This is a genomic window from Flavobacterium sp. HSC-61S13 (assembly GCF_024171535.1).
Classification (GTDB): domain Bacteria; phylum Bacteroidota; class Bacteroidia; order Flavobacteriales; family Flavobacteriaceae; genus Flavobacterium.
This window is the reverse complement of sequence record NZ_JALJZV010000024.1, coordinates 25,402-37,743: the sequence shown is the minus strand read 5'-3', so window position 1 is coordinate 37,743 and position 12,342 is coordinate 25,402. Positions and strand designations below refer to the sequence as shown.

The 12,342-nt window shown below is 38.0% G+C and carries 7 protein-coding genes; all 7 read left to right on the top strand.

Features of this window, described 5'->3' with window-relative positions; genetic code table 11:
• Positions 1-3,666, top strand: a 3,666-nt coding sequence (locus L1275_RS15955; RefSeq protein WP_253475749.1) for a hypothetical protein, incomplete at its 5' end; no start/stop codon positions are given.
• A gap of 196 nt (positions 3,667-3,862) precedes the next feature.
• Positions 3,863-5,710, top strand: a complete 1,848-nt coding sequence (locus L1275_RS15950; RefSeq protein WP_253475746.1) for a hypothetical protein — start codon at positions 3,863-3,865, stop codon at positions 5,708-5,710.
• Positions 5,711-5,717: 7 nt separating this feature from the next.
• A complete protein-coding gene (locus L1275_RS15945; protein WP_253475743.1) occupies positions 5,718-6,971 on the top strand; it encodes a gliding motility-associated C-terminal domain-containing protein in 1,254 nt (417 codons plus the stop codon).
• A 10-nt stretch (positions 6,972-6,981) separates the two neighbouring features.
• On the top strand, positions 6,982-7,914 hold the full coding sequence (locus tag L1275_RS15940; RefSeq protein WP_253475741.1) for a type IX secretion system membrane protein PorP/SprF: 933 nt from the start codon (positions 6,982-6,984) through the stop codon (positions 7,912-7,914).
• A gap of 11 nt (positions 7,915-7,925) precedes the next feature.
• Positions 7,926-9,881 (top strand): OmpA family protein, encoded by a 1,956-nt coding sequence (locus tag L1275_RS15935; protein WP_253475739.1) that lies wholly within the window; start codon positions 7,926-7,928, stop codon positions 9,879-9,881.
• 474 nt (positions 9,882-10,355) lie between these two features.
• Positions 10,356-11,339, top strand: a complete 984-nt coding sequence (locus tag L1275_RS15930) for a helix-turn-helix transcriptional regulator (protein ID WP_253475737.1) — start codon at positions 10,356-10,358, stop codon at positions 11,337-11,339.
• Positions 11,336-12,325 carry a helix-turn-helix transcriptional regulator gene (locus L1275_RS15925; protein WP_253475735.1) on the top strand — a complete coding sequence of 330 codons (990 nt, stop codon included), beginning with the start codon at positions 11,336-11,338 and terminating at the stop codon, positions 12,323-12,325. The genes L1275_RS15930 and L1275_RS15925 overlap by 4 nt, the downstream gene beginning before the upstream one ends.
• Positions 12,326-12,342 lie beyond the last annotated feature (17 nt).

Sequence of the window (12,342 nt, the reverse complement as noted above, 5' to 3'; positions counted from 1 at the left end):
TATGCCGCGGGTACGATGACGTATTTGAACGAAGCGGGTACTTCAGTAACGGTAGATATCAAAGCGATGGTAGCAGCCGGAGCGGAAACCATCACTACTTTAATCAACAACGGTAAAGGAAAATACACCTATACTTCTGAAGATAAAACAGTTACGGTAATCGATGTGCCAGCAGATGTCATCAATAATTTCGAAGAAATCATTAAAAACAAGACGGTATTAGAACAATTGATCACGTATTTGACCAATACCTATGTAGGAGGTAACGTATATTACGACGGTACTAAATTTACCTATGTTGACAAACAAGGAAATGTTCATAATATTACTTTTGAAGATATCGTTCAAGCGAATGAGACTTTGACCATCTTGGCTTTCAATCAAGCTACGGGTATCTTAACGTACCAAGATGAGAAGAAAAACATCACGAGTATTGATATTAAAAGTGCGATAGACAGTTTTGAAACGATCACGACTTTAACAGCGGATTACACTGCAGGTACGATCACCTATCTAAACGAAGCGAGTAATCCAGTAACGGTTGACATCAAAGCGATGGTTGCAGCCGGAGCGGAAACCATCACTACTTTAATCAACAACGGTAAAGGAAAATACACTTATACTTCTGAAGATAAAACAGTTACGGTAATCGATGTGCCAGAAGATGTCATCAATAATTTCGAAGAAATCATTAAAAACAAGACGGTATTAGAACAATTGATCACGTATTTGACCAATACCTATGTAGGAGGTAACGTATATTACGACGGAACTCAATTTACTTATGTAGACAAACAAGGAAATGTTCATAATATTACTTTTGAAGATATCGTTCAAGCGAATGAGACTTTGACCATCTTGGCTTTCAATCAAGCTACGGGTATCTTAACGTACCAAGATGAGAAGAAAAACATCACGAGTATTGATATTAAAAGTGCGATAGACAGTTTTGAAACGATCACGACTTTAACAGCGGATTACACTGCAGGTACGATCACCTATCTAAACGAAGCGAGTAATCCAGTAACGGTTGACATCAAAGCGATGGTTGCAGCCGGAGCGGAAACCATCACTACTTTAATCAACAACGGTAAAGGAAAATACACCTATACTTCTGAAGATAAAACAGTTACGGTAATCGATGTGCCAGCAGATGTGATCAATAATTTCGAAGAAATCATTAAAAACAAGACGGTATTAGAACAATTGATCACGTATTTGACCAATACCTATGTAGGAGGTAACGTATATTACGACGGAACTCAATTTACTTATGTAGACAAACAAGGAAATGTTCATAATATTATTTTTGAAGATATCGTTCAAGCGAATGAGACTTTGACCATCTTGGCTTTCAATCAAGCTACGGGGATCTTAACGTACCAAGATGAGAAGAAAAACATCACGAGTATTGATATTAAAAGTGCGATCGACAGCTTCGAAACAATCACGACTTTAACAGCGGATTACAATGCAGGTACGATCACCTATCTAAACGAAGCGAGTAATCCAGTAACGGTTGACATCAAATCGATGGTAGCAGCAGGAGCGGAAACCATCACAACCTTGACTAAAGGTGCCAACGGTACTTACGTCTATAAATCTGAAAACGGTACTTTAACTACGATTGATGTTCCAGCCGATGTGATTAGTAATTTCACACAAATCATACAAGATCCAACGGTATTACAAAAATTGATTCTAAACTTAACCGGAACCTATGTAGGAGGAAATGTGTATTATGACGGAACTAAATTCACTTATGTGGATCAAGCAGGTGCTGTTCATAATATCAACTTAGAGCAAATTGTTCAAGCCAATGAAACCTTAACAATTCTAGGTTATACTCCAGCTACTGGAATCTTAACCTATCAGGATGAGAAGAAGAATGTAACTTCAGTAGATATTAAAGCAGCTGTTAAGTCTTTTGAAACCCTAACGAGTCTATCGGCTAATGCAGCAAACGGTACCATTACTTTTAAAGATGAGGCTGGAAATTCAACGACTATCAATATTAAAGATTTGGTAGGAATGAGTGAAACGATAACCACCTTCGTTAAAAATGGAAACGGAACCTATACTTATAAAAACGAAGCGGATGTTACTACAACAATAGATCCAAGTATGGTTAACGTAACCTATGCTAATGGTATCTACACCTTCAAAGACAACTTAGGTAATAATCTGACAGAAATCAATACCAATGCGAGTAATATCATTTACAACAACAATACATCTGGATTAACAGCTGTGAATGTTCAAAATGCTATTGACGAATTAGTACTGAAATTAAATAATGTTCCAACTACGAAAGGAAGTATAACAGGAACTGGAATTACGGTAACCAATGGAAATAATGCTACTTTAAGAGATGTACAAGTGGCGATTACGCCAGGTGCTGCAGGTCAAGTGTTGGTTACCAATGCTAGTGCAACTGCTACGGAGTGGATCGATAAAGCAAACTTTATTCCAACGATCTCAAATACCTTAACTAAAGAAGGAACCAATACATTGGTATCTACGGTTAACGGAGTAGTAGCTAAAGCGAATCTTGTTGAGAGTGTGGTTAATGCTATAACGGGAAGTTCACTAGTAACTACGGTTAATGGGGTAGCTTCTACGGCATTAGATTTGACCAATGCAATTCAAGCAGGACAAAAAACGGTAACGGTTGTTGATGGTGAGAATACCACGGTATCTTCATCGACCGGTAATAACAATACGGAATACAAAGTAAATGTTTCTAAAGCAGCTATTCAAGCAGCTCAGAAAACTACTGTTGTAGCTGCAGGTACAGGTGTTACAGTAACTCCTGACACGAATGGAGATATAACAACGTATACAGTAGCTACTAGTGGAACTACAGCGGTTACTTTGGCAGGAGATGTCACTGGACCAACGACTAATACTAAAGTAGAGCGTATTCAAACTGTACCGGTAAGCGCAATTGCACCGAGAAACAATGAAGTATTAACCTTCGATGGAACCAACTGGAAACCAGCATTGCCAACGGTTGATGCAGGAACAATTACCAATGGTAAGGCATTCACATCGACTGATTTAGATTTACAAGGTGATCCAAGTACTTCACTATTAAAAGCGGTATCAGCTAATATTAAAACAGGAGCTGTGACTTCAGAGAAAATTCTAGACGGAACTATTAGACCAATTGATATGAATTCAGAAGGAAATAACTTAGTCCTAACAACAGATGCTTCGGGTCGACCTACTTGGATTAATAAAGCAGACTTAAATCAAGCTAATCAAAAGACCTCTTCTGTTACATCGACAACTGCAGATTTGGTTGTGACGCCAAAAGTAGGTGGTGATAATACAAATTACGAATTAACGCTTAAATCGGCGATGCCTAAATTCTTCTATATGCCAGCAGTGATTTTTGATACCAATACGAACGGTGTCAGAACTAAAAATTTATATGCAGAGTATACAGCACAATTCGGTTTAGGTGGTGGAATGATTGCTAGTGCAGGATCGTCAGGATCTATCCCAGTTCTAGGGTCTAGTGAATTAGAGTTTTATGTAACGTATTATGACCCGGCTGTTTTTAGTAACTTAAGCATAACTGCTGACGGTATACTAACCTATACGGTGATTGGAAAAGCTACAAGAGCTTCATATATGAATATAGTATTTGTGGTTAAATAAATATAAATACTGCATAGCACTCGAAATTAGAGTAGGGGGCTATGCAGTCTTAAAAAAGTGAAAAGTATATTTATTAAATTAAACAGTTTTGAAAACGAACAAATTATACGGAATCTGCAATAAGGACGATGAAGTGGTTTTAAGGAGTATGCACATTCTAATTCAATTTAAAAACTGTTTTTAAAAACAAACAACTATGATGAAAAAGTACAATCAGGAAGGATTTCTGCCCCAAGCGAGCTTAGGTTTAGAAATAAAAAATAATTCTAACGGGCCAGTCGGCGATATGATCAAAGAGAAGTTTTTACTTTTTATAATCCTCTTTCTAACGTTAGGATGGTTTGGAAGTCACAGTACGTATGCACAGGCTATTGACTTATGTGATGGACTTAGTGATCCGGTAATAAGTTCTCAATATAGTAATCTTTTTAAAACGGAAAAGGGATTTGTCGTATTTGGTATGTCGGCAGAACCTGCTGGTAACCCGAGTACTACAAATTCTACTCCAGTTTTAGTAACACCACAAAACGGGTACAACTACACCGGAACCCCGCTTTTGGCGTCGTTGGGTTCTCGAAGTTCCAACATTGCGCAATACCTTTTGTTAACCACTACTGGTTTGTATTCTTGGGGAGGCGTTAGAGGAGCTCTGCCTATTTTGATGAAAGGGACACCAGCATTTGCAGGAGTACCCTTACCAACGGGGGTGACGCCTACCGATATTAAATACATGACCTCTGGTGGAGGGGTAACGGCTTTGTTAACCAATCTAGGTGAAGTGTATATCGCTTCTGCGAATGATGCTACCTCTGGAATATTTGGAGTGCCTACACCAGATCCGCATGGATGGAATAAGGTTAGAGGTTTAGGAGGTGGAGATCTAGTGGATGTCAAATTTATAAAAGTAACGACCCATGCCGTTTTTGCGGTAACCAATTCAGGGGACTTTTATACCTGGGGAGATAAAGCCTCTTTAGCAGATGGTAAAGCACCAGCTGTGATCAAGACACCTAAAAAAATGACATTGCCGTTTCCAGCTGGTGATTTAAAGATGATTGCCATGACATTAAATACAGTTGATGGCTTTAAAGGAGTGAGTTACTATGCTTTAAATGGCGCGAATAAAAAAGTATATGCATTTGGTGACAATTATAAGGCGCAATTGGGTAATGGTACTAACCTGGATGTGAAAAGCTGGACCATTGTACAACGTGCTGCAGGTGTGGAATTGACGAATGTCACCTTTATCAATGCCAACGACAATTCATTTATAAACCCATCAGCAGGAGCAATTACAGAGGACGGTACAGTATATTTATGGGGATATGCAATCGCGGGAAAACTGGCGACTCCAAGTTATATGACCGATGTGAAATATGCGCGTGTACCCGATGGATTTGTACCGGGTACTAAAGCAACTTATGTAGAGCTGGGCGGGTATTTTACCATTTATACCACAGAAGACAACGACCACTTTTGTTTTGCAGGGCACCCCAACTATGGGGTCATGGGAAACGGTACAGTTAATACTACGGATGTTAGGGTATTTGATTGTGATGACACGGGTATAATTGATGATTTTTGTTTAAATAAACCCAAAATATCCACTTTTAAAGTAGTCAAACACGGTACGTTTGAAAACCCGAGAGGCACTGGATTTGCTGAAGTTGGCGATCGTATTTTGTACACTTTTCAAGTAGAAAATACCGGAAATGTCCCTTTGACCAATATCCAAATTAACGATCCTCTTATTTCCGTTAATGGAGGTCCATTATCGCTTAATGCTGGACAAATCGATACCAATACGTTCTCTGGGGTTTATATTATTACCGACAACGATTTGTTGGAAGGAAAAGTATATAATCTGGCCACAGCTACGGCAAAGAATCCGAAACAAGAAACCATAACAGTACAATCAGTGGCTAAAAATCCTTTAGCACCGACCGATCCCAAGTATCCGACCTGTCCAGATTGTACGATGACGGAAGTTCCTGAAAATGCTTTGTTGATCACAAATCCGATGATTTACCAAAAAGTTAAATAAAACAGCTATGAAAATTTCTAAAAATAAATATATGTTGTGTTTGTCTTTGAGTTCTATGCTAGGATTTGGACAAACGGTTAATGAAGGGCTATTTAGCATTCTTCCAACGACGGACGTTTCTACTGTTTTTTCTTTTGTCAACGAAAAAGGCGCTACAGTACAAAATGACGGTGGATTTTATTTCTACGCGCATTTTACCAATGAGGGACTATATACTTTCGATGGCAATAAAAAAACTTCCTATGCGGTTTTTCAGCCCTATGATGGAAGTGCAGCGACACAAAATTTGCAGGGATCTGCTCCCAGTGGTTTTTATGATGTGCTTTTCAATAACCCTACTACTGTGCGGGCCTTTGAATTGCAAAATGATATGAGTATATCCGGTACGGCTAACTTTACCGATGGAATCGTTCAAATTGATTCCCTAAGTGGAGCAATGCTTTTCGAACATGGGGCCAAAGCGATCAATACTTCTGACAAAAGTCATGCGGATGGGGAAGTAGAAAAAGTGGGAAGAGACGCATTCACTTATCCAATAGGTGATGAGGGAATGTATCGGTTTGCTCACATTTCTGCACCAGCAGCAATTAAAGATGCGTTTTTAGGTAAGTACTACTTTAAAAATTCTAATGCTGCACAGCCTCATGCTAATAAAGTAGATGAGTTGGAGCTGATAGATAATAAAGAGTATTGGACCATTGAAAAAATGGTCGGTAAAAGCGATGTTATTTTAACGTTGAGCTGGGACACCAGAACCACGCCACCGGAGTTGCTTGATGATATCGAAAATACCTTGCGAATTGCACGTTGGGATTCCAAACAAAATAGGTGGGTAGACCAAGGGGGAATAGTGGATCTAGGCAATAAAACAGTGACCTCTCCTACAGAAGTCGACGGTTACGGAGTCTTTACTTTGGCTAAAATAAAAGCAAAGGCAACTGTTGGTGATGTCGTGATCTATAATGCAGTGAGTCCGAATGGCGATGGAGAAAACGATTACTTCATTATTGACAATATCGAACGCTATCCAAATAATACGGTTCAAATTTACAACCGTTGGGGGGTGAAGGTGTTTGATACCTCTAATTATAACTCGAATGACAATGTGTTTAAAGGATATTCTGATGGTAGGGTAACAGTCAAAAAGAATGACAAATTACCGACAGGAACCTATTATTATATCGTTAATTACGAATATACTGATAAAGACGGCACACGCATGATTAAGAAATCTGGGTATTTACACCTAGAAAACAACTAAAACGAGACAGATGAAAATAACAGATAAAATCAAAGGTTTAGCTTTAGGAATTCTTTTTTTAGGAGTCGTATTCCCAGCTGATGCCCAACAGGATCCGCAATACACACAATATATGTATAACACCATTAACGTGAATCCTGCCTATGCAGGTTCTCGCGGGGTGATGAGTGTATTCGGAATGTATCGAACCCAATGGGTAGGCCTTGACGGTGCGCCAAAAACAGCTAATATTTCGGTTCATACCCCACTGGGTGATTCGAGATTAGGACTGGGGGTTTCCTTTATAAACGATCATATCGGGGCTATGGATGAAAACAATATTTCTGCCGATCTTTCTTATACCATAGATTTAGATAAAAAATTCAAATTGTCTTTTGGTATTAAAGCAACGGCCAATTTACTAAATGTAGATTATAGTAAATTAGATATTTACGATCCCAATGATGTGATGTTTCAAGAAAACATCAGCAGTCAATTTAGCCCTAATATAGGAGCGGGTTTATACTTACATTCCGATAAAACCTATGTCGGACTTTCGGTACCCAATTTTTTAGAAACCGATCGTTATGACGACAATGATGTGACGACCATGAAACAGAAAATGAACTTTTTCTTGATCGGGGGACACGTATTTGACCTAAGTCCAAGTTTAAAATTAAAACCGGCTTTTTTGGTCAAAGGGGTGCAAGGAGCTCCCTTACAGGTCGACGTCTCTGCAAACTTTATGATTCAAGAAAAGTTTGTTGTCGGAGCGGCTTACCGTTGGGATGCAGCATTTAGTGGACTACTGGGCTTTCAAGTGACTGATGGATTATTTATCGGGTACGCCTATGATGCAGAAACCACCAAATTGGCACATTACAATTCGGGATCTCACGAAATATTTTTGCGATTTGAACTATTCAATCGCTTTAACCGAATCACTACTCCAAGATTCTTTTAATTGAACGCACTATGATAAAAAAATTATATAAAATAGGTGTTTTTGGATTTTTACTGATCAGTCTTGGAGTTCAAGCACAGGTAAATCAAGAAAAACTAGGAGATAAAAATGTGGATAATTACGCTTATATCGAAGCGATAAAAATCTACGAACGCATCGCTTCAAAAGGATATGAGTCGCCTAATTTGTCACGTAACTTGGCTGATTCGTATTACTTCAATGGTAAATTGGTGGAAGCCAACAAATGGTATGCAAAAATGTTTGAACAACTTGGTGATAAACCAATGACGTCAGAATACTATTACCGTTATGCGCAAACCTTAAAAGCCGTAGGAATGTATGCAGATTCTGACGCTTATTTAGAGAAGTTCAGAATCCAAGAAATTGCCGATACTCGTGGTGTTATCTTTTCGGAACACAAAGACTATTTGGCCGAAATCAAAGCCAATTCGGGTCGTTACAACATCAAGAATATCGACATGAATAGTAGTTATTCAGACTACGGATCAACGGTTTATAAAGATCAATTGATTTTCACCACGGCTCGGGATACAGGTAGTATTTCTAAAAAGATTCACAGTTGGACCGGAGCATCATTTACCAATTTATATGCTGCTAGTATAGAATCGGATGGAAGTGTAGGGGAAACGAAACCGTTCGCGAAGGAAGTGCGAAGTAAATTCAATGAATCCACGCCAGTCTTCAGTGCGGATGGAAATACGATGTACTTTACACGAAATAATTTTCTAAATGGCAAACGCGGTAAAGATTCGAAGCAAACCACTTTGCTAAAAATCTATAAAGCTACTTTAAAAGATGGAAAATGGAGCGATGTGCAGGCCTTACCTTTTAACTCGGATCAGTTTAGTACGGCACACCCCGCTTTGACAGCAGATGGAAATTGGATGTATTTTGCTTCCGATAGAGAAGGAGGTGTCGGCCAATCAGATCTTTATAAAGTTGCCATTCTTACGGGTGGAAGTTTCGGTGAACCCATCAATTTGGGTGATCTGATCAATACCGAAGGAAGAGAGACTTTTCCTTTTATCACGCCAGATAATGAACTGTATTTTTCAACAGATGGACGTCCGGGATTGGGCGGGATGGATATTTATGTAGCCGAGATTCGTGCAGATGGAAGTTTTTCGGAAGTCCAAAACTTAGGAGCTCCAGCAAATAGTCCTCTAGACGATTTTGCGTACTACATCAACTTTGAAACCCGAAAAGGTTTCTTGAGTTCGAATCGAGACCATGGAATCGGGAACGATGATATCTACTCCTTTCTTGAGACAAGACGCCTAAACTTAAAATGTTTGCAAAATGTTCACGGTATGGTTTACGACAAGCGTAGCAACGAGCCCCTACCAGGAGCCAACCTGATTTTAATGGATGGAGATTTTACTGCTCTAGCAGAAACCGTGTCTGATGCCAATGGATTATATCGATTTGATGCTTTAAACTGCGGAGACCGAATTAGAATCAATGCCAGTTTGGACGGATTTAATACGGCAGAAATTGCTGTGAAATTACCGATGGAAAACGGCGAAACCTTAGTGGATTTTGGTCTAGAGAAAAACAGAATTGAAGTCAAAAAAGGAGACGATTTGTTTAAAGTGTTAAAAATGGAACCGATCTTCTTTGATTTTGATAAGTCAAATATTCGTCCCGATGCCGCTTTAGAATTGGCGAAAATTGTGGAAGTTCTATTGCAATATCCTGAAATGAAAATCGATGTCAGATCGCATACCGACAGTAGAGGTAAAGATGCCTACAACATGAGTTTATCGGATCGTAGAGCCAAATCAACGGTTCAATGGATTATTGATCAAGGTATTGCGAAAAAACGCGTGACCGGTAGAGGATATGGAGAATCACAACTGATTAACAGATGTAAAAACGGCGTCAAATGTTCTGAAGAAGAACATCAAGAAAACCGTAGAAGTGAATTTATCGTATTAGACTTATAGAAATTAGCAAGCGCAATGTCTGATGCATTATATAGAGAACGGGAGTCGTAAGAACTACGATGTAGAACTTGAAGCTCCCGGAACTCTTGAACTTAAAAAGTGATCCAAAATGCATGACCGATTGACCATCAACAGGGACAATCAGAATTCATAAGGTTGTTTTTAAAGCGCTAACTAATATTAATCAGACTTTGTAAATGCTAAATAAAAATAGCAAAAGAGGTTGTCTGTTCAAGACGGCCTCTTTTGTTTTTTTTTGACCCAACACGAGTCTTTTTACAATGCTGAATTTCTATAAAGATTAAGGGATAGAGGGCTATATGGTATAGCTGTAGGACGTTTTCAAACGAATAATAATAGTTGAAAAATAGTTCTATTTTTTACCAGATTGCATTTTTTTGTACAAAATATTTTCAAGTAAAAATTTTTATTTTGTAATTTTAGTAATAAATTAGTTTTTAAAAGTCTAAAAAATTGAAAATATTCGCGCATTCATACAGTCCTGGACAACTGATTGTTGAGATGGTAGCCCAAGCTATGGAGGGAAAATTAGATGGGAATTTTGTAAAAGGGGATACACCATTTTACAAAGGAACACACTATACCTTAGAGGGAGCTGCTCCCTTTTCAGCCTTATTGTCTGATGTTCACTATAAGGAAGATGCGTTCATCAGCTTTGAAAGCTCCGATACCAGATTTGTCCATTTATCTTTTATCATCACTGATTTGGAAATTTCATTTAAGATTAACAATACGGTCAAAAATATTGATAACTGGACCTACAACATGTATATTAATGATGTGGCTTTAGCTAACGATTATACGGTTAAAAAGGGTAGCAATATTTTCTCCATTGGTATTTTTGTGGAGAAAACAGCTTTAAAAGCCGCGTTCGAGAAAAAGGGCATGGGGGATTTACAGGCTGAAGATATTTTTGACGAAACCAAAAACACCTTAATTCGCACGGATAGAATCAGCAACGAAAGTTTAGAAATTATTAATAACTTTCGTAAGATCCCGTACAACAGTCCTTTCTTTGACTTGCATTTTAAAAGTGTCGTAAATCGTTTATTCTACAGGTATTTATTGGAATTAGACATAAATAAAATAGTGATTGGCAAAGTGACCAAAGAGGATTTCGAAAATATACTGAAGTCTAAAGTACAGTTATACGATAATTTAGAAGGTGGATTTCCAGGCATCGATTCATTGTCATCAAATATCGCCATGTCTGCGTCTAAATACAAAAAATTATTTTTTAAAATTACGGGTACAACGCCTGCTTCATACTTTAACCGCAACAAATTACACAGAGGTAAAGAATTGTTAGAATCGCGGCAGTTTACGATTAACGAGGTCGTTAATCAGCTGAACTACTGTAGTACCTCATACTTTGCGAAGTGTTTTAAAGAAAGTTATGGCTTATTCCCTAAAGAATATCAAAAATTGCTTCTATGAAAGAATCGAAGTCGTTGGTTAGAATTGATCATATCTACTCGTTAAGTACCTTGTGGCTTGAAGAATTGGCAGCCATGCTCGGCGGGGAAGTTATTCAGAATAATTTGTTGCATATCCCCAAACAGCTGGGTGAAGGACTGGTATTTACGCACCAAATTTTACCCGAAATGCATGTGGTATTATTTGACCTGGTTTTAAGTAAATCCATTTTATTTACGCGCAAACCCGTTGAAGAAGATTTCTGGATTTTGTATTACGATTTATCGGATTACAACAACATTCATATTGTGGACAACATCAAACACAAGGTAGGAGACAATTCTTTATTGGATTTTGCAATCTTAGATAGTAAGGTAGAGAGTTCCTATATGTCCAAGGCCTACAACAGAGAGTTCTCCATGAGAATATTAATCGGAAAGTCTTTTGTGCTATCCTCGTTAAAGGAACGCGGTCTGGATGAGAAATTCATGGAAATTATTACAAAAAAACAAAATTTTTTCTACGGTTCCATCGATAGCAAAAGCAAAGCTTTGTTATACGAACTGAAGAAGCAAAGAGTAGATAGCCCGCATTATGAACTGTTATTAACGGGGATTATCTATAATTTATTAGCCTATTTCTTAGAACGTCAGAGTTCCTTAATGATTGAAACAAGTGTCATTACTGAACGAGATCGAATGGCGGTAATAAAAAGTCATGAATATTTGTTATCAGACCTAACCATCCCTTTTTTAGGACTTGATGCTCTAGTAGAGGTCGCGCACATGTCTGTATCTAAATACAGAAAACTATACAAACAAATCTACGGTACTACCCCAGTGAATTTTTTTAGGAATGAAAAAATGTTATTAGCACAAACTATGGTAGAATCTGGAAATTATAAGTCAATAAGCGAAATTGCCTTTGCTCTAGGCTATGTGAATGTAGATTATTTTTCACGCAGTTATAAAAAACATTTTGGAGTATTTTTAAGCGATATACTCTAAGATTTTTAAAATCGTAA

Excerpts from the sequence above, each read along its gene's own strand:
- L1275_RS15935 (WP_253475739.1), top strand. The coding sequence starts at position 7,926 with ATGATAAAAAAATTATATAAAATAGGTGTTTTTGGATTTTTACTGATC.
- L1275_RS15945 (WP_253475743.1), top strand. The coding sequence starts at position 5,718 with ATGAAAATTTCTAAAAATAAATATATGTTGTGTTTGTCTTTGAGTTCT.
- L1275_RS15940 (WP_253475741.1), top strand. The coding sequence starts at position 6,982 with ATGAAAATAACAGATAAAATCAAAGGTTTAGCTTTAGGAATTCTTTTT.
- L1275_RS15950 (WP_253475746.1), top strand. The coding sequence starts at position 3,863 with ATGATGAAAAAGTACAATCAGGAAGGATTTCTGCCCCAAGCGAGCTTA.
- L1275_RS15925 (WP_253475735.1), top strand. The coding sequence starts at position 11,336 with ATGAAAGAATCGAAGTCGTTGGTTAGAATTGATCATATCTACTCGTTA.